Source organism: Bacillus cereus group sp. MG1 (assembly GCF_040460035.1).
In the GTDB taxonomy this organism is placed as follows: Bacteria; Bacillota; Bacilli; order Bacillales; family Bacillaceae_G; genus Bacillus_A; species Bacillus_A cereus.
On the sequence record NZ_JARVGY010000001.1, the window covers coordinates 1,633,388 to 1,656,400 of the forward strand.

A 23,013-nucleotide genomic window follows, 5' to 3' on the forward strand; every position below is an offset into this window, starting at 1 on the left:
CGTATAAAACATACAATTCCGTTGAAAAATATAGAAATTAAAGTCGGTTTATCCATGCTTTTCATCTATTTACCATTACAATGAAATGGTGTATTCTTAAGTTTGATAAAAAAACAAATATTGAAATTCATTCGCCTTACTATGTAAAAAAGGCTTTATACCCCTATTTTAGGTGTTGTAATAAAGGAATGAAGAACTGGAGGAACATATGGTTAATAAGTTGAAACAAACGGATAACTACTTCCCACATTTCCTATTGCTATTCATTGTGTTTCAACCAATTTTAGATTTATTAACATCTTTTTCAATCTATATACTACACATGAGCGCAACAGTTGGAGTTGTAGTCCGTTTCGCCTTTATGCTTCTTGCATTAGGGTACCTACTTCTTCATCACAAACAACAAGATGCGAAAAAGTACATCCTCTATTTGTGCTTACTCGGGATCGCACTCGCAATCGGTCTTGTAAATAATATGATGGTTAAATCTCCAGTTTCATTTGGAGAAGAAGTTAAATTCATCTTAAAGAGCGTATATCCAATTGTGCTACTGTTTGGATATATTATCGCCTTTAAAGAGCTAAAAAATAAAGAGTATGTATTCCATAAAATCATTACATATTTCTTATATGCAACTTTAATTTTAAGCATTACAATGATTGTCGCAATGCAAACTGGAACGGATTTCCCAAGCTATCCTCACTCAAAAATCGGTTCAAGAGGTTGGTTCTTCGCTGGAAATGATTTAAGTTCTCTTTTCGCCATTATGTTCCCAATCATTGTCTTATATTCGATTCATAAAACAACTTCTTTCTCGAAAATATATTACTGGATTCCAACAATACTTGCGATGTATGCAAGTATTATGGTCGGAACGAAAGTCGGATATGGCGCAATTGTTATTACATTAGGCGTAGCACTTTTCTTCTCATTCATTGAATATATGATAAATCGTAAAAAAGAAGGAAAAGGATTCACACATATTGTAAATACCGTTGTTGTCGCAGTTATACTAGGAGGTTTAATTGCTCTTACACCGCATACTCCTATCGCAAAAAATATGGGCATTCACATGCAAATATACGAATACAAAAAATCAGTACAAGAAGAGAAAGATCGAAAAGAAGGAAAAGTAATTAAAGCAGATCCAGAAGATGCAAAAAAACATGCAAAAGGTGAACTTACAGATTCTGAAGTAAAAAGTTTAATTTACAGTGATCGCGACAAATTCTTAAAAACATACAAACAATACTATAAAGACGCACCGCTTTCACAAAAACTATTCGGAATGGGTTACGCTGGTAACTACACAGATAAAATTAAATTAATTGAAATGGACTTCCATGACCTATTTTTCGCCTTTGGAATTGTCGGTTTCCTTATTTACTTAATACCTCTTCTATACTTTGGTATTAAATTATTTATCCGCATGATCACAAACTTTAAGAAAATCATGAAAGTAAAGTATATGCTATTAGCGAGCACACTCGTTCTATCACTTGGCATTGGCTTTATGTCTGGCCACGTATTAACAGCACCAGCCGTTAGTATTTTCTTCGTTGTTATACTCGCTTATATCATTGTTGATTTTGAAATTGAATAAAAAGAAGGTGCTACGAAATATTAGTAGCACCTTCTTTTTTATTTAATTAATGTTTTACGTATTCTAAGCTTTCTTTTGCAATATACGCTTCTGTTACAGTAGGATTATCTGAAATAACTTTAACCCACGCTTTTCCATTTATTATCTCTTCACCAGTAACTGTGACAACTACATTTGTATTTAAACGATACAGTCGCTCATTTGATATACTAGGATTCTTTTTCACTTCCACGTTATTCATCACACGTGCAAGTTTGTACTTGTTGTATTCTTTTTTACCTAAATAAGAATCAAAACGGTTCATATGCCCCGCTACTTTTTTCCCCCAGTTCGCATCAGATGCATATTTCGCATTTAAACCAGCAGCTTTATCACCTGTATATGTTGCTGTATAACGCCAATGTCCTGGATTTAAATATCCTTCATTCATGTATAATTTTGCTGCATGTTCAATACAATCTTCTTTTGAATTGAATGCTTCTCCGTTACCATACGGACTATCGTCTGTTGCTTTTAAACCAAATAAATTATTTTTGTCTTTTGCAAGAGCGCTTGTTCCATAATAACTTTCATGAATTGCTAATGAATATAAGAATAATGCATTTACATTATACTTGCTTTCTACTTCTTTAAATTTCTTTCCTAAACCAATTAATGGAGAGTCTGGTTTAATCGATTTCACATAACTATCTAGTTGTTCAGCTGTATAATCTGTTTTCGAACGTAATGATAAATAATTGAAATATTGATAGAAAGTTTCGTCTCCAAATGTCTTTCCATCTACACTATACATTTGCTGTCCTTGCTTCATGAAAGAAGGTGCCACACCATATCTAAATTCTGTATATCCAGGTGAACTTGTATTATATGTATAATATTTATGGTATAAATATCCATCTGATTTCACATAATAAGACGACTGTTTCATTTCATTTGTAGGAATTAAAGTGATTTCATTCTTCTTCACATAACCTGTCAAACCAGAAAGTTGAACTTTCACACGATCTTCGCCAACTTCTAATACTTTCAATTCTGTTCCATACTGAATATACGTATATACTGTTGATAAATTCTCATCATAAATATTAATGATGTTTTGCCCAGTTATTCTTTTCGCACTTGCAAAACCATCTTTAATCCATAAAAATTCGTTCTCGTATTTTACCGCATTCATACCTTTATTTTGAGCAGCCGTAACCGCTTCTTTATACGTATTATAGCGCTCTACTTCTTGCTCTGTTCCGTTTTCTCTTACATTTGTCACAACATATTTCTTAGTTTCTACAGGATTGCTATTTCCGTTTTTTTCAATCGTCTGAAGCATGCGATCCAACATAGCTGAAGCCATCCCTCTTGTAGCTGATAAATGTGGTCTAAATGTATTATCTTCTGGATACCCTTTAATAATTTGAGTAGCCACCATAACTTGTACATGCTCTTTATAGTTAATACTATCTTTATCAGTAAAGGTAAGCGGACTTACAGCTACTTTAATATTTTTATAGTCTAACGCTCGCTTTACCATTATCGACATTTCTTCACGTGTAATCACATCATTTGGTGAGAATGTCTCGTTCGTACGACCATTAATAATTTTCGCTCCATATGCTCTACTTACACCATCATATAAACCGTAAGTCTTCGGCACATCCTCGAAATTCGAATCAGCTTTCGGTAAATTTAAAGCCCTTGCTATGAATGTAGCAAACTCTGCTCTTGTTACTAATTTATCAGGCGCATATACATTGTCTCCATACCCCATTAAAACTCCTTTAGTAATAAGTGAGCGCATATTCGTCTCAAACATATGTCCTGTAATATCATCATTTGCCGCATAACTTGAAATAGGAGTTAAAAGTAATGATCCCGTTAATGCCACTGCTGTTATACCTTTTGAAAAAGTCTTCAAGGTTATCCTCCTCGTAATCTACGAATTTATTATCACAAATTTGATTATATAATAATCACAATCATTTTAGCATAATAAATAGGAATTAAAATAAAACGTTTTTTAATTAGAATTTTCATTAAATTCAAAACAAAACAAAAGACACTTTACTTTTTTAATAAAGTGCCTTTTTCCATATGATCAATGAGTTTCTTTGTTGCCTGTTTGCCTTGCAACCGAAGCTCATCTATTGTCAATTGTAACTCTTGCTGCACAGTTCCTTGTTGCATTAATTGCTTTTTCGCAATTTCATATAAATACTCAGCACTCCATTCGCCATCCACACTTCCTATAACTGGCTGATTCACTTGACTTAAAAACGAATCAATTTTCGGATCGTATGAAATCCCGACCATTGGAGTTTTGGCTACAGCAGAAAAAACTAGTGCATGAAGACGCATACCAATTAGTAATGAACATTGTGATAAAATGAATATTTTCTCGTCGATATCCATTTTATATGGAAGCATATACGTCTCTTCTCCCATTAAGTCTACTACTTCACGTGAAGCTTTTTGATCAAATGGCTCATGCATTGGAACAAATAGAATTTGGTATCCTTCTTGCTTTAATTTTTTTAATGCCGCAGCTAATTTTTTTATATAATCTTCTTTTGCATTCCAATAACGCACACTAACCGCAATTACTTTTCCATGTATCGAATGCTTTTGCAACCAATCCGATTGTTTTGTCCGTTTCCATGTTAAAACAGGGTCTGGAACAATTTCAATATCGTTTTTTATGCCAAGTTCTTTTAAATATAAAAACGAATCCTCATCTCGAACTGATACATAGGAAGCTTTTGACAAGTTCCATTTTACTAATAGACGATTATATCCTTTTGTAATTGGACCTATTCCTTGTGAATAAATATAATACGGCTTTTTTAATAATCGAGCGAGTCCCATAATACCCGTATAATATAGAATACTCTTCGTACTTGTCTGATCTTGAAGAAGGCTCCCGCCACCGCTAATAACTCCATCACTGTTTTTTATCGCATGATAAACAGCTTTTATATCCCAGCGATCTACCGATTCTACACCATACATTTCCTTTGTATATTTAGAATCATTTGATAGTACTACTAGTTCTATATCCGGGTTCTCTTTACTTAACGATTCAATAATTGATTGTAGAATCGCCTCGTCTCCAACATTATAAAAACCATAATATCCTGATAAGACTAAACGCACCCTAAATCTCCTCCAAAACTAGGTAACCGTTTATTTCATCTAACATAAACTAGTACCCATTCCTTACCTAAACACTTGATACCCTACATAGTTTCCTCTTTATCAGTTCATATGAATTATAATAAAAAATTAAATTTCTATATTTATCTTTTCAAAAATGGTATTTTGTTTATTGATATCCATTTTAATTTCAAAGCACATACACCATACAAAATGGTTGTAATACTTAATGCTATACCACTGAATAATAACGTCATAATTCTTGAAGTTGTAACATCTATCACATTACATAATTCATACAATCCTAGTCCCAAAATACATGCTATTGCTAGCACACCGAAAAAGCTTTTTAAATGAATAGAATAGGCAATATAGCTTCGAATATACAAATGATTTACAATACAAATCAATACGTAAGTAATTAATGTACTATACGCCGCTCCATCTATGCCAAACTTCTGCACGAACATCATGTTTAGCATGACTTTCACACAACTCGCACCAATAACAATCCATGCAGCTTGTGCAGAACGGTTAATGCCCTGTAAAACACCTATTGATAATACCATAACCGCAGTAAAATACGAACTGCCAATCATAACTGTTAACATACTACTGCCTTTTACGTCTGTGAACAATCCGACATTTAACGGTACGGTTAATGCCATCAACCATATTGTTAACGGTGCTGTCAAAACATGCGCTAGTCGATTTGTATTTTGAATTGTTATTTTCGCCAAATTTATATCTCTTTTGGCCAATGCGGAAGTTAAGAGTGGTATTAACGGAAATACAATTGCACTTGCAAAAATAACAATTATTTGTGTGAATGCAAAACCGCGACTGTATATTCCAAATTGTTCTTGAATTTCTGTTGATGATCCTTGTAATACATGCGGTATTGTAAGCGAGTCTACTAAATTTAAAAGTGGCATTGATAAAGCTCCGATAGCGATTGGGATCGATACCCGCAATATCTTTTTGCCGTTTTCTCTTAAATCTCGGAGCGAATAGGAATTGCTTTTATTGTAGTATGGACTTCTATTATATTTTATACGCAAATATATAAGCGAACTAATGACTCCAAGAAAAGAGCCAACCATCGCCCCACTAGTAATAACAGTATTACTCTTATCCCATGATACTAGTATGTAAGCAATTATTAACATAAAAAACACACGTACAAATTGCTCAATGACCTGTGATACCCCTGTTGGTTTCATATCACCGAAACCTTGAAAATACCCTCTATACACCGCCATGTATGGCGCAATGAGTAATGCTAATGAAGTAATAAGCAACGGCATTCTAGTTTCTTGTCCACCGAGCATATTCGCAATTTCAATAGAAAATAATACAATGACTAAACAGCCGAAAACGCCAAATGCTATCCCAATAATTGACGCTGATTTAAATAATTTCGCAATTTCCTTTTGCTTATTTTTTTCGTTCAACTCTGCAATTAGTTTCGAAATTGCAAGTGGAACTCCGGCTACCGATAATGTAAGAGCAATCATATATACAGGAAAAACAAGGCGAAAAATACCGAGCACTTCATCTCCTGCAATATTTTGTAATGGAATTTGAAAAAAACTACCAAGCAATTTTGACAAAAAAGTTGTAATGGTTAAAATTGCTGCTCCTTTTACAAATGTTTTATTCATATTTTTTCTCTTTTCTTTTATACATATACTCTCAAACATATTGTTTTAAGCGATAGGGATTCATTTTATCCCATTGGTTATCATAACAAATTTATTATAGGTTGAATACTTGGTTTTTTTTCAAAATAGAAAAGCGAACCCATTTAAGCCTGTCTCTTCACAATATTTTTCTAATTCCTTCCATTATATATGTACACACTATAAGCGTTTCTGTTACGCCAAAAGAGCCCTTCCTCTCTGTCACTGCGATACATATTACTAAAAACATTATAAAAACATCCCACAACTCTACATTATAATTTATGTAAAATTGTGAGATATTCTAATTACTATCTAAACACTTAAGATTTTCAATTGCTCTTTCTGTTCATCGCTTGCCATTACTGCGATTGTTTTTTCAATACTCGGATGTACTTGCTCAAGCTTTACACTTGCTCCTACTTTATTTGATTGCTCAACAAAATTTAATAATGCCATAGCTCCTGATACATCCATATAACGCACATCTTTCATACGTAAAACAACCGGTGACTTCACATCTTGTAAAGTAGAGAAAATACGATCTACTGATAGGAAAGAGAGCGGCCCTTGAATTGTGTACGTTTCTTCTTTTTCTTTTACGATAGAAGTTTTACGTTCTTTACATTTCACCATATATATGATGAACGAAAGAATAATACCGAAGGCAACAGCAATCATTAAATCGAACTTCACCGTTACAATCATCGTTACGAGCATAACAACGACATCACCTTTAGGAGCGACATGCATCTTTTTCATGCTTCCCCAATCGAACATTCCAATACCAGTTAAAATTAAAATACCTGATAATACAGCAAGTGGAATATATTGTACGACCGAACCAAGACCCATAATAAAAATAAATAAGATAACACTATGCATACATGCCGAAAGTGCCGTTTTACCGCCACTTCTTATATTCACGATAGACCTTACAGTCGCACCTGCACCTGCTAATCCGCCAAACAATCCGCTCATCATATTACCGATACCTTGTCCAACGAGCTCTTTATTACTTTTATGACGTGTACCTGTCACATTATCCATTACGACCGATGTTAACAACGAGTCAATCGATCCTAATAAAGCAATACTAAGCGCTGGTAAAATAAGTGCTGCTATTCCTGTTCCACTTAAAGATGGAATATGAAGCGTAGGTATCGCTTCTGGAATGGTTCCAATCTTTTCAATTACTTTATTTAGTGAAAGATTTCCGATAATCGGTAACTTTACTGTAAGTCCTTCGAGTAGAGAAGAAAATAAAGGAAGCAAAGCTGTCACACCGACTAGTGCTACTAAACTAGACGGAATCGCCTTAATCCATTTGCCAGAAACAATCATTACAATAATCGTTAACACAACAAGTAAAAAACTATTTTGTACGTGCTTTATTTCGCCTAAAATAATGATTAATGCAATACCATTCATAAATCCTGAAACGACAGGATACGGAATATATCGAACGTAAGAACCGAGCTTACATACACCGAATAAAATTTGAAATAACCCTGCCATCATAAAGGCAATAAAACTTGCCTCTAACCCGTGCGTCGCAATAACTCCTGTTGCAATAACGGTAATTGGTCCAGTTGGCCCTGTTACTTGCCCAGGTGTCCCGCCAAATAACGCTGCGAATAAACCTGCAAAAATCGCACCATACAATCCAACAAGCGCACCCTCAGACGTTCCTGTCGCGGCAATACCAAATGCAATCGCAAGTGGTAACGCAACAATCGCAACAGTAAATCCTGCTAAACATTCCTTTGCTATTTTTTGAAACATAAAAAAACCACCTTTGTATAAAGTCCATGTTCCATTGTACACCTAAAAAGATACATTCGTTAGCTCACTTTTTACATTCTCGTGACGTAAACGTATTCAACGAAAAGTTTTCCCCTTATCTTTGGAAACAATTGCAACTATGCTATAATGAACAAATTAAATCTTTTACTATATACTTGGAGGCACTATGCTAACTTTTGAAGAAAAATTATCGATTATTGAATCTTTCCCAGAACTAGAAAGAAAGAACGTATCATTAAAACGTGTAAACTTCCACTTTGAAGAAAGTCGTTTAGATAAAAAGAACGTTGTATTTCATTTACACCCAAATGGAAATGGATTTGTATATGCAAGTGGTATTAAAGGTTATAAAACAGATGATAAAGGCATGGTTAACATCCGTGAGTTTTCAGCAGAGGAGTTACATTCAGTAATTGAGAAATCAATTGACCTTCTATCACAAGAAGAGGTAGTAGCACCTGTAGAACCTGCGAAAGAAGAAGAATGGCAGAACGAAGATGGTCATATTCTTACTCTTATTTCAGAGGATGACATGTGGAACGTGTACGCTGGTGTAAACTTAGACGGTACATTCAACTCTTATCCAGAAGCTGCGGAATACCTTGATGAAGAAGGCTTTTCACGCAAATAAAAATAGAAACCTATTTCATTCAACGACTTTTATAGTAATCAAAGAAGACACTTAAGGTGTCTTTTTTTGTTATATAAACTCCTTTCTCACACTATCTCTACTAATTTTCATAAAATGATTCAGAGGAGGTTTATATGAATACGACTGCTAAATTAATAAATTGGAAAGAACATGGCGATATGATTATTCTAGAATGTGAATTAAATGGAAAACGCTTCGAGATATCAACATATAAACAAAGAATATATAATGCACACCTTTTATCAGATGACGTTTATATTCGTTTAGACTCATCTGATAATATAATTGGAATAAATATTTATAAAAAGTAAGAAAAGCCCCCTATTCCGTAGGCGGGCTTTATCTTTATTACACAACATCAGAGTATACTCTCTTTTTTTCATACAGTTTATGTAATTATACATATTCATCAAAAAATACACTAAATGAATATTACATGTAGTAAAATATAACTTGTGGGCACGTTCTATAAAGCAGATTCTTTTAAAAGGCGTAACATATCAATTATTATAGGGGATGTGGCGTCACTTCAATATTGATCTCAAATCTCTTGTCTTTTGTGAACTAACAATCTAGTGTATATAGACGATTCTGCTTTATAGTATGTGTTTACACTCATAACAAAGGGGTAATGGTAATACGGATAGATTCGTATGAAATGAAATGGTTCAAGTCGGAGAGAGGCACCTTAAGGTGTCTTTTCTTTTTGGACATTACATCCATTTTGTTTTTCCACCTTATTTCAAATGCGCTAATTAACCTTCAACAAGAAGAAATGAGAATTAACAAAGATATTGTTTCTTCTGTTTAATATAGAAAAATGAAGGGTACCCCATAGATATGGGGTATCCTTCATTTTTTATTTTTTCGCACCTTTCAATGACTCCCTCAGCACAAATTTCTGCAACTTCCCGCTCGCATTACGAGGGAGTTCATCTACAAATAAATAATGACGCGGACGTTTATAATCTGCTAGTTCATCACTTTCTTTGCAATACGTTTCTAAATCAGCTTCTGTTATTGTTTCATCTTTCTTCACAATAACTGCCACAACACGCTCTCCCCATAATTCGTCTGGCTCACCAAGTACCGCCACATCTAATATACCAGGATGACTATGAAGGAAATCTTCAATTTCACGAGGATAAATATTTACGCCACCGCTAATTACCATATCATCAACGCGATCAGCAACGAATAAATAACCGTCTTTATCAAAATAGCCTAGATCACCCGAATGATACCATCCTTTATACATCGATTTTTTATTCGCTTCTTCACGATTATGATAGCCAGCCATCATAGTTGGGCCGCGCAAAATAATTTCTCCCACTTCATAAGGAGGTAATACATCCTCTGGTTCTGCCGGTGCATCCTCGTTCGGTTTCACAATACGAACTTCATGGCTAAAGCATGGCGTGCCTGCTGAACCAGCTTTCGTAATTTGATCCTCCTCTACGAGAAACGCAACAACTGGCCCCATTTCTGTCATTCCGTATATTTGAACAAGATCAATATAAAGACGTTCTTTACATTCTTTTACTAACGCCGGTGCCATTGCTGCTCCGCCGTATATACCAATCTTCATCGAAGTTAAATCATACTGAGCTAAATCTTTTTGCAACAACATATTCCACATTGTCGGCGCTGCAAAGAACGTCGTAATCTTTTCTTCTTGAATCGTATGTAATACTGTTTCTGTATCAAAATGATGCAAAATAACATTCTTTCCGCCAACTTGAATGCGTGGTATGATTCCAGCGTTTAATTCACCACAGTGATATAAAGGCGCAACGACAAGCCCTACACTATCTCTATTATATTTAAGGAAATACGTACAAATCATACTATGCTCAGTCATTTCGCGATGACGATGTAATACGCCTTTCGGATGACCTGTCGTACCGCTCGTATAAAGCATTGAACAATAATCCATTTCATCAATTTCGATATTTACTTTCTCAGAAGATGCTGCATTCACTTTTTCATGGTAGGAACTTGCATAGGAAGGTTTATCGTTTTCTATAGACCAAAAAGATGTATTTGGAAAATCTCTTTCAATTATAGCAACAGTTGACTCAACTGCTTTTTCAAAGACAACGACTTTCGAGGATGCGTCCTGAAGAATATAAGATACTTCTTTCGCCTTTAAGCGGAAATTAATCGGGTTAAAGATCGCTCCGATTTTCGCACAGGCTAAGTAAACGTTTACAAATTCACGGCAATTATATAAGTAAACAGATACCGTATCTCCCTTTCTTACTCCGTCTTCTAATAGAGCGTGCGCTGTTTTATTTATTTGTTCATCCCACTGTTTATACGTCCAGCGAATATTCTTTTCAGGTTCCACTAACGCCTCTTTATTCGGATACTTACCAACTGATAAATCAAAAATTCTCCCTATCGTCATGTACATGCCAACAATTTCCCCCTTTTCTCTTTCATAAATCTATCATTTCGTCCATAAGTAGACATTGTCCTTTAATGATTTGACTAATTTTTCTGATTATTATCGACATAGTTTTACATACGGTACCACTAGACGGTAAATGAAATTATATCAGCGATTTTCCAGATATATCGACCGTAACTTGAAATATATCGGCGATTTTCAAAATATATCAGCGCAACTCGAATTATATCAGCGATTTTTCGAATATATCGACTTACCGACAAAAACTGACAAGATATAATCGGACCGCCCGTTACTGCAGGATAAAAAAGAGGTTGTTCCGACTCGGAACAACCTCTTTCTTCTTATGCAAATAGCTCTTCTAAAATTTTCAGTTTATCTTCTGTATATTTCACAAAGCCATCGTTATATGATTTTGGATCTTTCGGATTTGCGAAGTGCGTAATTGCTCCTGTCTTCGGATGAACAAATTTACTTGATGCACCACAACCAAGTCCGATAATTGATTGTACTTCTTCCATAATGACAATGTTGTAAATACTTTCTTGCGTCGGCATTGCATAACCAACGTTCTCTAAGTTACCTAAAATATTCTTTTGACGATATAGGTAATATGGTACGTAATTATGCTTTTGCGTCCACTCTTCTGCTTCGTGCATCATCGCTGTAATTTCTTCGCGACCTGCTACTTTATATTTACGTTTGTTTTGCGTCATTTCAGAAGCACGTTTGAATGATAACGTATGAACTGTTAATGATTCTGGCATTAACTTTTCTGTTTCATCTAACGTATGTTTGAAGATATCTAACCCTTCACCAGGAAGACCAATAATTAAGTCCATATTAATATTGTTCATTCCCATTTCACGAGCTAAATGGTATTTCTCAATTGTTTCTTCTACAGTATGATGACGTCCAATTGCTTTTAGTGTCTCTTGATGGTATGACTGCGGATTAATACTAATACGGTCAATATTCCATTTATTTAAAACTTCTAGCTTTGCTGGCGTAATCGTATCTGGGCGACCTGCCTCAACTGTTACTTCACGCACATTTTTCACATCTGGGAACGCTTCATACATTTCTTCATACAGCATATCCATCTCTTCTGCTGTAATACTTGTAGGTGTACCGCCGCCGTAATAAATCGTCGTAACTTTTACACCTTTTTCTTTTAAAAACTTACCAATTTCACGAACTTCATAATGTAAACCACCCAAGAACGAATCAACAGAGCCTTGGCGTCCATTAATCGCATAAGCCGGGAATGTACAATATGCACATTTCGTTGGGCAGAACGGAATACCGATATAAATACTTACTTCTTCTTTCAAACGGTATAAATCCGGAACAACTGCTAATTGGCAATCAACAATGCGCTGAAGAAGTTCAATTTTCTCTTCATGAATTAAATAACTTTCACGAAGCTCTTGATGCGCTTCTTCTTTTGACATACCATTTTGAAGCATTTTATGAAGAAGTTTCGTCGGACGTACTCCCGTTAAAATACCCCAGCTTTGTTCAATACCAGTTAACTGCTGAAGAACAGAAAGATATACATAAGAAACAACATGCTTCACTTGCTTCATACGCTCTTTTTCATCTGTGAAAGCAGATAAATCTTTCGAGAATGTTTCTTCATACACATTTCCTGTGCTAACATCCGTTAATCGAGCGGATGCTTTCACATTATCCTCAATGTGTATATCAACGATAAGATTTGCTTCCTCTTGTTCAAATCCAATCGTACTATCTTCAAAAAATAAGCCGCCAATATTTTGTAGCGGACGTAAAAAACGATCATCTTGTAACGTTTTAATTGAAATTAACAACATTATCACCTTTTCATTTGCAAACTCTCTTTAGTTTACTTGAAGGGCGTTTACAGGTCAATACAGAAGGTTTTACCTGTTTCTCTTACATTTTTTCAAATAATTCTTTTTATGAATATCGCTCATGTATATAGACATCATGATTTTCTCTTGTTAAAATTTATTAGTACTAAAATCGACACATAGTGAAAATACAATATAAAAAGGAGGAATGTTAACACTAGATTCCATAATCTAATGTGTTAAAAAAAATATGAAAAAGAAATTTTATAGTGTTTTAACTCTCTCTCTTGCATTACAAACTGTTCTTGCACCTACTTATTCATTTGCAGAGAGTGCTGAAAAATCCGCTGAAGTATATACGGAAGATCAAGTTTTTAAAAGTATTAAAGAGCATGTTAATGAGCATAGTACTCATGAAGAAGATATCGAGGTTACTAGCCAATTCCTACTATACACTTCAAAAAAACATTCATTATATACCGCGAATGATTTAAAAAACAAATCGAATATCGAGATTACAGAACAAGTCGTAACGGCGACAAAGAAAAAAGGAAATGCTTATTACATAACGACGCCAACTGGCGCTGGATGGATAGATAACAATGATAATAGCTTAGAAGTTCAAGAGATTCATAAACTATCTAATCAAAAATTAATCGTAAAAGAAGAAGCTTCCATACATGCCCTTCCGTTCCAATCATTTAAAGAAGAAGGGAAACTACAGCCACAAGTCATAACTCCTACTGAACAAGCTGGAAATTGGTTTAAAGTCCAAATAAATGAAACAGCAAAATGGATTTATGCACCTTCTGCTACATTTGAAGGTACAAAAGCTTCATTATTAAAAAACAGTCGTACTGCTAAAAATAGTTTATTGAGATCGCCAGAAGCTCTACAAACAAACAATATTTATGGCGTTACATTTAAAGAAATGATTGTCCCAAAAGGAAATGACGATATTCGCCCTGGCTACCCGATGGTACCTAAATATATTACGATTCACGAAACAGCTAATACAGCGAAGGGTGCCAATGCTCTAAATCATGCAAAATTCTTAGATAATCAAGCACGCGGAACAGCTGATCGCGCCGCATCTTGGCATTTCACAGTAGATGATAAAGAGATTTACCAACATCTTCCAGTAAATGAAGTTGGATGGCATGCTGGAAATAAAACTGGAAACTATGAATCTATCGGAATTGAAATTGCCGTTAATCAAGATGGAAACTATGAAAAAGCGGTAGAAAATGCCCGTAAATTGGCAGCTTATTTAATGAACGACTTAAATATTTCTCTAGATAAGGTCCAAAAACACCAATTTTGGTCAGGAAAAAACTGCCCTGCGTTTATGATTCAACGCGGACAATGGGATGCTTTCTTAAAAGGAACTGAAACATACTATAAGGAAAATCAAAAAAATCCCGTAACTGATGACATTACAGGTGGATGGTATGAACAAGACATTCGTCAATTAGCAGCTAGAGGCATTATGCAAGGAGAAGGGAACGGCAAGTACTTCCCAGAACGTCTTGTAACGCGTGCTGAATTTGCTACACTAATTACTCGTGCTTTACAATTACCAAGTGGAAATGCTAATTTCACAGACTTAGAACAAGTACACCCATCGTTAAGAGACGGTATTAATCGTGCAGCAAGCGCAGGTATAATCCGCGGACGTGGTGATAATACATTTGATCCAAATACTACAATTACACGCGAAGAAGCTGTTATTATGATCGATCGTTCTCTAAAACACGCTGGTATTTTTGCAAAACAAGTTGAACTACCATTCGTAGACCAAAACTTAATTTACGCTAAAGAAGAAGTACAAAGAGTGTATGGATACGGAATTGTAAAAGGTAATGAATTTAATCAATTCGTACCAAAAGGACCATCACAACGTGCACACGCAGCTGCATTTATAAACAGAATGCTTAGCGTAATTGAAGCTTAACATATTTATCATTCCATATAGATATTTTCATTTTATCTGTATTCACTTAAAAGGCATCAGAGATTATATATCTCTGATGCCTTTTATACATCTTTTAGCTATTTTTAGCCATGAATCTTAAACGTATTCCTAATAGCAGAAGCATAAAACCGATGAATGGAACGTAATTCGTATTGTGTCCTGTAGCTGGAAGTTGTTGATTATTAGAAGAACCTTGTCCTTTTTCTGGTAAATTAGGTTTTTCTACTCCCTCACCTGGTTTTTCTGTTCCTTCACCCGGCTTTTCTGTTCCTTCACCTGGCTTCTCTGTTCCTTCACCTGGCTTCTCTGTTCCTTCATCCGGCTTTTCTGTTCCTTCACCTGGTTTTTCTGTTCCTTCACCTGGCTTTTCTGTTCCTTCACCTGGTTTTTCTGTTCCTTCACCTGGTTTTTCTGTTCCTTCACCTGGTTTTTCTGTTCCTTCACCTGGCTTTTCTGTTCCTTCACCCGGCTTCTCTGTTCCTTCACCCGGCTTCTCTGTTCCTTCACCCGGCTTCTCTGTTCCTTCACCTGGTTTTTCCGGACCTTTTTCTGTATCTTTTTCATTTGTAATTTGAAGCTTTACAACTTCAATTTTTTCATTAGAAATCGTAAATTTCATTTCCTTATCGGATAAAGTATATCCTTCTGGCGCTTGGATTTCTTTTAAAGTGTAATCTCCTGGTTCTAACTTCTTAGAAGTCGCTTTACCGCTCTTGTTTGTTGTTAATGTGTCGATTTTTGTTCCGTCTTTCCAAATTTCAAACACTGCGCCTGCTAATATTTTATTTGTATTATTAGCGTCTACCTTTGTAATTTCTAATTGACCTGTAATTTCTTCTTTCACTTTTTCATTCATAACTTCTTGTTTTACTACTTCATTTGCTACAACATTTACTTCTACTGTTACTTCTAACGCTTTATAACCTTCTGGTGCTTTCGTTTCTTCTAACGTATACTTTCCTGGCACTAAGCTTTCGAATTTCACAACACCGTCTTTATTCGTTGTTTTCGCTTCTCCAACTACTTGACCAGCTTCGTTCTTTAATTTAAATTCTGCACCTGCTAGAACTTTTCCACTCTCTGCATCCTTTTTGATTACTTGTAAGCTTCCTAGTTCTTTTGCGTTTTCTACTTGTACTTCTACTACTTTGTTTGCTTCCACAACGACTTCAATTTCTTCTTTTAACAACTTATATCCTTGTGGTGCTTTCGTTTCTTTTAATGTATACTTTCCTGGTTCTAATTTCTGTGAAACTACTTTACCAGTTTTATCTGTTCGTAACGTATCTACTTTTTTACCATCTTTATACACTTCGAATTCTGCATCTGATAATACTTTCGTTTTATCTTCCGCATCTACTTTCACGATTTCAAATTGACCTGTTACTTTTTCGGGGATCTTTTTATTCACCACATCTACAGTCACTACTTTATTAGCCTCTACATCAACAGAAACTGAACTAGATGATAATTCATATCCTTTCGGTGCTTCTACTTCTTTTAATGTATAGCTTCCAACTGGAAGTTGTTTCGATAAGGCTTCACCTTTATCATCTGTAACAATTGTTTCCACAACTTTCCCATCTTTATCGATAACATCAAATTTTGCACCTGGTAGAAGTTGACCAGATTCACTATCTTTTTTCAATAATTTAAATTGGCCATTCTCTACTTTTCTCGTATTCTTCATAACAAGTTCAATTACGTTTGTATTATCAATTGTTACTTTGACTGGTGTATCAACTTTTATATATCCTTCTGGTGCATTTATTTCTTTTACAAAATAGTCACCAAATGGTAAATCTTTAACTTCCGCAATCCCCTTTTCGTTTGTTGTAACAGTAGCCACAACGTTATTATCTTTGTCTATAACATCAAATTTTGCGTCTTTTAAAACAATATTTTCATCGTTTTCATCAACTTTTTTAATTTGTAAATGTCCTTTTTCAGCTGCTGGCTTATTCCACTTTGGCCAGTTAAATTTAAAGTTATGAACCTCAAAACCATCTCTTTGGTGTAATCCTCCAACATAGGCTTGTCCATTAATAGAACCACCTTTTGTTTCTACAACTGCATTAGGTGCAAACACACTACCTACTACACCATATCCTTTAGTTGTTATCTTTTTAGCATTAGGGAACACCCAAATGACTTTACTAGCTAACTCAGTGAAGAAGGAATTAGGGTCATATGCTTGAGAGGTATTAGCTAATGTGAACCCGCCCTTATCTGTCGTATCATACAGGATTGCACCGCCACCAAAATTAACTTCTTCTGCATCTGAATGAATAACAATAAAATCTTTGTTACTTACATTTGGAAGATAAACATCCTTTACATTGAATGGTTCTTGCCCTTCTAATCCTGAAGAGACATAAATATTAGGATTCTTTACATCTTCACCGATTCCAAAGGTCATACCCGATTTTGGTTTATCAGTATGTAATTGGCCCGCATCCTCAATTACGCTATCAACGTCTTTTCTAAATTCTTTAAACTTAGCATCAATCTCCGCTTGCTCTTTATAAGAGATACGGTCATATGATGTTTTCATTGCGCCATCTGGGTCACCGTCTTTTGTCATCGCCACTGTTCCATCTTGAATAATTACTTGTCCTGCTCCCGCTTTCGTAAATTGACCGCCTAGTAATAATGATGGATATCCTTCATCTACCCAAGTTGCTCCAGCTAAGTTATTTGCTCCAGTTGCAGCCGCTACGACTGTATAACTTGATGCGTTCATATTTTTCTGAACAGCCATCGCACCTTCAATATCCGCACTCGTTGCACTATGATCTCCAAAAATGATGGCGTTGTAATAAGATACATCACCTAAACCTTTTAATTCTGTTGTAGCTGCCTCTGCTTTAAATGGTAAATGGATTAAAAAATTCATACATATTAGTAATACAACTATTAAACTACTACTTAACTTTTTAATTTTTTGATTAAATGATTTCCTCAAGAAATTCATTCCCCCTTTTAAACTTCCTAAAACCACAAAAAGAAGTACATATCATATGTACCAAACCTTACTCACATTAACTTAAAATAATCCATTTAAATAAAACAAAGAAACACTACAACTACTTAATAAGATTGCTACAATTCATTTTTGAAATAATACGTGAACTAAACTGTCATGCGGAAATACTTTTACGTATGGGAGCCCAATAAAATTAATCTGAAGAATATTTCATGTGGTGTAACTGTTTTGGCAACATCATCCACTTTACATTAGTTTTCTAAAGGATTCAAGTGAATTGTATAGATTTCATACACAATTCATATTTTAAAACGCTTTCACTGTTTTTAATAAGATAAACAAAAAAACGTAGCCAAAAAGCTACGTTTTTCTGTCATCGTTTCGGTGTATTTTTATGATTCTTCAAAAACGGAAGCGGGAATTGCTTACGGAAATGCTCTTTAATCATATACTCTACACCGTTTTCACTATTTGAACGTGTGATCCAATCTGCTGCTTGCTTTAATTCTACAGGCGCGTTCCCCATCGCTACCCCAAGTCCCACGTTTTCAATAACCTCTAAATCTTCCATACTATCTCCAATCGCAACCATTTCATTTAGCGAAATATTTAAATGCTCTCCAAGCAATTGTAATCCACGTAACTTTGATACATTTTGCGGTAAAATTTCTATTCGTTTTGAATCACATTCAACATACTCTACATCTTGGAATGCTTTTCTTAATGTATTTAGCCCGCGTTCTTTTTCACCTTTAGTTTGGAAAAGAACATCAATTTTTGGCGCCGCTACCGGATGGTCACGAAGCGCATCACCTAACGAATCTACAAATTGAACTGGATAAAATAACGGGTCTGCACTTGATAATACAGTGCGCGCAATTAAGTTTGGTGTATTTCTCTCACGATTTCCGATTGAAAACCGTTCATGAGAAATACGTACGTTACAATCAAAGTGCTCTAACACTTGCACAATGTTAAAAGTCTTCTCTTCAGATAATCTTCTTTGAACGTACGGCTTATCTAACGTTGCTGAAACGAAAGCACCACCATGTGTCACTAATATAGAATCTAATTTTAACGCCTTTGCTACTTTATGAGCGGATTGAAAATTACGACTCGTAAATAACGTAACATATACATCTTTTCTTTTTACAAATTCAATTGTTTCTCTTAATCCTTTTGCAATTTTTCCATTGTTGTATAGTAGTGTCCCATCTATATTAAGAGCTAGTAAGCGATAAATCATGTCGCACTCCCCCTCTTCGCTGTTGTACTCTATCCATAATTTATGAAATAAACCCGATAAATAGAACGAGTTAGAATTACTACTGAAAATTTGGTTTACTATATACATATACACTTAGTAAAGGAGATAGTACAATGCAGGCACCTCCTTCTTTTTATGAAGGCGATACGTTAGAAGTCGCAAAAAAATTACTCGGACAAAAACTTGTTCATATTGTAGACGGAATAAAGCGAAGCGGAATCATTGTAGAAGTAGAAGCATATAAAGGCCCCGATGATAAGGCCGCACATAGTTACGGAGGCAGACGAACGGACCGCACAGAAGTTATGTTTGGTGCACCAGGGCATGCTTACGTATATTTAATTTACGGTATGTATCATTGCTTTAACGTTATTACAGCACCAGCGGGCACCCCGCAAGGTGTTCTCATTCGAGCCCTTGAGCCGGTAGATGGAATAGAAGAAATAAAACTAGCGCGCTACAATAAGACCGAAATTACAAAAGCGCAGTACAAAAATTTAACGAACGGTCCTGGCAAACTATGCCGTGCCCTCGGAATTACTTTAGAAGAACGCGGTGTATCGTTACAAAGTGATACGTTACATATTGAATTAGTTCCAAAAGAAGAACACATATCATCACAATATAAAATAACAGCAGGACCTCGTATTAATATCGACTATGCAGAAGAAGCTGTACATTATCCGTGGCGTTTTTATTATGAGGGACATCCGTTTGTTTCAAAGAAGTAAGCATATGTTAAAGGGAGAGATTATGAGAGGCAAACCTGAACTAAAAATAGAATCAGAAAAAGTACATAAAAGGAAGAAAAACCCAAATGGAATGTTTGTAGCAAGAATACTACAAATTCCGAAAGAAGAAGATAAACTAGACTTTGTCCTTATTTTACAAAATAAAAAAACGAAAAATATTATTTATAACAAAGTTTTAGTAACAACAGATAACGACTATTATTCTTTCCGACTCGCTCGTGGGAATATTAAATGGTCATCCTTATATACTGTTACAGTATGGGATGGGATGGGATGGGCTTGGACATCAATTAGTAGAAGTATCAGCCTTAACTGGTAAAGAGAACTATTCTATTTCTGATGAGCATTGTTCCGCATATCGGGAGTAACTCAAAATAAAAGAGAAGCCGAATCGGCTTCCCTTTTACTCTGCACCTTCCGCAGTTGCAATATTATCCTCTAAGTTTTCTCTTGATAATTCAGCCGCCATAAAATCTGCTGTTTCTGGAAGTGCTAAATGCATATGAGCTTTTTGACAAATTTGGATCGTACAGTTTTCTACAACATAGTCGAAAACATGTCCGCCCCCGCTTCTTTCATCATCAATGTAATGTAAGTGGAATCCAGCTACCCCAATACCTTGTGCGTAATCTGGTGTCCAAAATCCAGCAAGCGTACCTTCTGTATTTTCAAATGAAAAGATTGGCTGTGATTTCGTCACTTCAACGAGCGGTGTATACGGTTTTTCTTGTCTTGGAACAGTTCTCGTCCTTACTTCACGGAACGTACCGTCCATTCGAATAGCGTAAAATAAGTTTTTACTTGGCATCAATTCATGTAATAACGCTTCAACTTCTTCACGATTCATCGGACGCTCTACCGTATAACTCATTTCTTTTTCAAAAAACGTTACAGTTGCAAATGGCGTTGTTTCTTCTGGCTCTACTTTTTCCGCTGAACCGTCTGAACGTAAATGATAAAATTCATTATCAAATGCAATCATTTCACCGTCTAATTGATCAAATGTGCCGATGCCAAAATCACCATGTTTTTTCAAATCTTCAAAGCTAATCACACCATCATATATACCATCTAATAGCGCAAGCATTGTAGATGTTTGATATACTTCATTACTCATTTTCGTTTTTTTTGCATCAATATCAATTAATTGCGCAACAGTCATCTCAAATCTGCCTCCATTAGTTTAATTGGTTTGGTAATAATTTTTCGCTTAATTTAATGTTGTCACGATAGTCAATTGGAATATCAATAATGACAGGGCCGTCTGCTGCTAATCCTTCTTTTAATACGCCTTCTAATTCATCAGGCGTGTTAACACGAAGACCTAACGCCCCGAAACTTTCCGCATATTTCACAAGATCAACATCGCCAAACTCTGTAGCGGATGTTCTGCCGTATTTCATCATTTGTTGGAATGCAACCATATCATATGTGCCGTCTCTCCAAACAAGATGGACGATTGGAGAATTTAAACGTACCGCCGTTTCTAACTCCATCGCTGAGAATAAGAAACCACCGTCACCTGATACGGAAACTACTTTTTTACCTGGTTCTACTAAAGTAGCTGCGATTGCCCAAGGAAGTGCAACACCTAACGTTTGCATACCGTTACTAAATAATAATCTACGTGGTTCATAAGAACGGAAACATCTCGCCATCCAAATAGAATGGGAACCGATGTCACATGTAACGGTTGTATCGTCACTAATTAAAGAACGAAGCGTACGAATCACTTGAAGTGGATGCGTAACACCTTCTGCAGGACGATTTGGAACTTCTGCTTGTTCTGATAATTTTGCGCGTAATCGTTCTAATACCGCTTCTGATTTCGTACTTAACACAAGTTTCGGTAACTTTTCTGCGATGCTATTTACCGTTAAGGCAATATCACCAATTAATTCACGCTCTGGTTGGTAATCATGATCGATATCTGCTTGATGGTCGTCAAGATGAATAATCGTTCTGTCGCCAAGTTTATTCCAGAACTTTGGATCATACTCGATTGGATCATAACCGATAGAAATAACAAGGTCTGCTTCTTCTAGTAAAATATCACCTGGTTGGTTACGGAATAATCCAACGCGGCCGAAGAAATGATCTTCTAACTCACGTGAAATCGCACCAGCTGCTTGATATGTTTCAACGACAGGAAGTTCTGTATCCGCAATTAATTTACGAACAGCTTTCGTCACTTCATTTGTGCTCGCTCTCATACCGAGTAAAATAACTGGTAATTTCGCTGATTTTATTTTTTCTACTACATATGTAATATCATTTGTGGGAGCGATTCCAAGCTGTGGCTTAGAAAGCGCACCGATAGACTCTACAGTTGTTTCCGCAGTCATAACGTCTTGCGGAAGACTTACTAAAGTAGCTCCCGGATTTGTGGAAGTCGCACTTCGAAATGCATTACTAAGTGCTTCTGGCACATTATCAGGATGCTCTACTTCTACGCTATATTTTGTGATTGGTTCGAATAGTGCAGCATTATCCATAGATTGATGCGTACGTTTTAATCGATCCGTACGCGGTACTGCACCAGCTAAAGCAACAACGGGATCACTCTCCGCATTCGCAGTAACAAGACCTGTCGCTAAATTTGATGTCCCTGGTCCTGAAGTTACAAGACATACGCCCGGTTTCCCTGTTAATCTACCAATAGCAGCTGCCATAAATGCTGCATTTTGTTCATGACGACAAACGATTAACTCTGGTCCTCTTTCTTGCAATACATCAAATACAGAGTCAATCTTTGCTCCTGGAATACCGAAAACATGTGTAACACCTTGTTTAATTAAACAATCAACAACAAGATCTGCTCCTTTTGTTTTTGTCTTCACGTCGTTTACTTTTACACCTGTACTCAAACTAATCATTCCTTTGTTTCATAATTTGTGT

15 protein-coding genes and 1 pseudogene are annotated in these 23,013 nt (G+C 35.6%); 6 read left to right on the forward strand and 10 right to left on the reverse strand.

The features are described from left to right. Positions 1–208 precede the first annotated feature (208 nt). Positions 209–1,603, forward strand: coding sequence for an O-antigen ligase family protein (locus tag QCI79_RS08510; RefSeq protein ID WP_000247535.1), 1,395 nt, complete (start codon positions 209–211; stop codon positions 1,601–1,603). Between the two features lie 46 nt (positions 1,604–1,649). Here QCI79_RS08510 and QCI79_RS08515 read toward each other — a convergent pair whose 3' ends face one another. The 4 genes from QCI79_RS08515 to QCI79_RS08530 form a co-directional block, all read right to left on the reverse strand. Further along, complete coding sequence (locus tag QCI79_RS08515; protein ID WP_000847506.1) at positions 1,650–3,512, reverse strand: S-layer homology domain-containing protein; 1,863 nt, start codon at positions 3,510–3,512, stop codon at positions 1,650–1,652. Positions 3,513–3,658: 146 nt separating this feature from the next. Further along, on the reverse strand, positions 3,659–4,747 hold the full coding sequence (csaB, locus tag QCI79_RS08520; RefSeq protein WP_001241591.1) for a polysaccharide pyruvyl transferase CsaB: 1,089 nt from the start codon (positions 4,745–4,747) through the stop codon (positions 3,659–3,661). A 143-nt stretch (positions 4,748–4,890) separates the two neighbouring features. Beyond that, positions 4,891–6,411 carry a putative polysaccharide biosynthesis protein gene (locus tag QCI79_RS08525; protein WP_001043998.1) on the reverse strand — a complete coding sequence of 507 codons (1,521 nt, stop codon included), beginning with the start codon at positions 6,409–6,411 and terminating at the stop codon, positions 4,891–4,893. A 333-nt stretch (positions 6,412–6,744) separates the two neighbouring features. Next, positions 6,745–8,214, reverse strand: a complete 1,470-nt coding sequence (locus tag QCI79_RS08530; protein ID WP_000486650.1) for a SulP family inorganic anion transporter — start codon at positions 8,212–8,214, stop codon at positions 6,745–6,747. 187 nt (positions 8,215–8,401) lie between these two features. On the opposite strand from QCI79_RS08530, the gene QCI79_RS08535 reads away from it, so the two are divergent. Both QCI79_RS08535 and QCI79_RS08540 read left to right on the forward strand, forming a co-directional pair. Further along, positions 8,402–8,866: a Rossmann-fold NAD(P)-binding domain-containing protein gene (locus QCI79_RS08535; RefSeq protein WP_021727552.1), complete on the forward strand. Its 465-nt coding sequence runs from the start codon at positions 8,402–8,404 to the stop codon at positions 8,864–8,866. 134 nt (positions 8,867–9,000) lie between these two features. Continuing rightward, a complete protein-coding gene (locus QCI79_RS08540; RefSeq protein WP_001098260.1) occupies positions 9,001–9,198 on the forward strand; it encodes a hypothetical protein in 198 nt (65 codons plus the stop codon). Between the two features lie 548 nt (positions 9,199–9,746). Here QCI79_RS08540 and QCI79_RS08545 read toward each other — a convergent pair. Both QCI79_RS08545 and QCI79_RS08550 read right to left on the reverse strand, forming a co-directional pair. After that, positions 9,747–11,303 carry a fatty acid--CoA ligase gene (locus QCI79_RS08545; RefSeq protein WP_000281980.1) on the reverse strand — a complete coding sequence of 519 codons (1,557 nt, stop codon included), beginning with the start codon at positions 11,301–11,303 and terminating at the stop codon, positions 9,747–9,749. A 341-nt stretch (positions 11,304–11,644) separates the two neighbouring features. Beyond that, positions 11,645–13,135, reverse strand: a complete 1,491-nt coding sequence (locus QCI79_RS08550) for a coproporphyrinogen III oxidase (RefSeq protein WP_001999181.1) — start codon at positions 13,133–13,135, stop codon at positions 11,645–11,647. A gap of 250 nt (positions 13,136–13,385) precedes the next feature. Between QCI79_RS08550 and QCI79_RS08555 the strand changes: the two genes are divergently transcribed. Further along, positions 13,386–15,089: an S-layer homology domain-containing protein gene (locus QCI79_RS08555; RefSeq protein WP_000726535.1), complete on the forward strand. Its 1,704-nt coding sequence runs from the start codon at positions 13,386–13,388 to the stop codon at positions 15,087–15,089. 94 nt (positions 15,090–15,183) lie between these two features. On the opposite strand, the gene QCI79_RS08560 is transcribed toward QCI79_RS08555, so the two are convergent. After that, positions 15,184–18,075: a SpaA isopeptide-forming pilin-related protein gene (locus QCI79_RS08560; protein WP_001232052.1), complete on the reverse strand. Its 2,892-nt coding sequence runs from the start codon at positions 18,073–18,075 to the stop codon at positions 15,184–15,186. A gap of 394 nt (positions 18,076–18,469) precedes the next feature. After that, positions 18,470–19,342: a Cof-type HAD-IIB family hydrolase gene (locus QCI79_RS08565; RefSeq protein WP_000640430.1), complete on the reverse strand. Its 873-nt coding sequence runs from the start codon at positions 19,340–19,342 to the stop codon at positions 18,470–18,472. 134 nt (positions 19,343–19,476) lie between these two features. Here QCI79_RS08565 and QCI79_RS08570 point away from each other — a divergent pair, with 134 nt between their 5' ends. Then, a complete protein-coding gene (locus tag QCI79_RS08570; RefSeq protein ID WP_001148778.1) occupies positions 19,477–20,094 on the forward strand; it encodes a DNA-3-methyladenine glycosylase in 618 nt (205 codons plus the stop codon). Between the two features lie 22 nt (positions 20,095–20,116). Then, a pseudogene (locus tag QCI79_RS08575) lies at positions 20,117–20,483 on the forward strand (hypothetical protein). A 35-nt stretch (positions 20,484–20,518) separates the two neighbouring features. Here QCI79_RS08575 and alsD read toward each other — a convergent pair. Together alsD and alsS are read right to left on the reverse strand one after the other, a co-directional pair. Continuing rightward, positions 20,519–21,277, reverse strand: a complete 759-nt coding sequence (gene alsD, locus QCI79_RS08580; protein WP_000215005.1) for an alpha-acetolactate decarboxylase — start codon at positions 21,275–21,277, stop codon at positions 20,519–20,521. A gap of 16 nt (positions 21,278–21,293) precedes the next feature. After that, positions 21,294–22,982 carry an acetolactate synthase AlsS gene (alsS, locus tag QCI79_RS08585; RefSeq protein ID WP_000103547.1) on the reverse strand — a complete coding sequence of 563 codons (1,689 nt, stop codon included), beginning with the start codon at positions 22,980–22,982 and terminating at the stop codon, positions 21,294–21,296. Between the last annotated feature and the right edge of the window lie 31 nt (positions 22,983–23,013).

What these genes read in the sequence shown, in the direction of transcription:
- QCI79_RS08525 (WP_001043998.1), bottom strand. Translation starts at nt 6,411, where the DNA reads ATGAATAAAACATTTGTAAAAGGAGCAGCAATTTTAACCATTACAACT.
- QCI79_RS08535 (WP_021727552.1), top strand. Translation starts at nt 8,402, where the DNA reads ATGCTAACTTTTGAAGAAAAATTATCGATTATTGAATCTTTCCCAGAA.
- QCI79_RS08550 (WP_001999181.1), bottom strand. Translation starts at nt 13,135, where the DNA reads ATGTTGTTAATTTCAATTAAAACGTTACAAGATGATCGTTTTTTACGT.
- QCI79_RS08565 (WP_000640430.1), bottom strand. Translation starts at nt 19,342, where the DNA reads ATGATTTATCGCTTACTAGCTCTTAATATAGATGGGACACTACTATAC.
- QCI79_RS08545 (WP_000281980.1), bottom strand. Translation starts at nt 11,303, where the DNA reads ATGTACATGACGATAGGGAGAATTTTTGATTTATCAGTTGGTAAGTAT.
- QCI79_RS08570 (WP_001148778.1), top strand. Translation starts at nt 19,477, where the DNA reads ATGCAGGCACCTCCTTCTTTTTATGAAGGCGATACGTTAGAAGTCGCA.
- QCI79_RS08530 (WP_000486650.1), bottom strand. Translation starts at nt 8,214, where the DNA reads ATGTTTCAAAAAATAGCAAAGGAATGTTTAGCAGGATTTACTGTTGCG.
- QCI79_RS08510 (WP_000247535.1), top strand. Translation starts at nt 209, where the DNA reads ATGGTTAATAAGTTGAAACAAACGGATAACTACTTCCCACATTTCCTA.
- QCI79_RS08555 (WP_000726535.1), top strand. Translation starts at nt 13,386, where the DNA reads ATGAAAAAGAAATTTTATAGTGTTTTAACTCTCTCTCTTGCATTACAA.
- QCI79_RS08540 (WP_001098260.1), top strand. Translation starts at nt 9,001, where the DNA reads ATGAATACGACTGCTAAATTAATAAATTGGAAAGAACATGGCGATATG.
- alsD (WP_000215005.1), bottom strand. Translation starts at nt 21,277, where the DNA reads ATGACTGTTGCGCAATTAATTGATATTGATGCAAAAAAAACGAAAATG.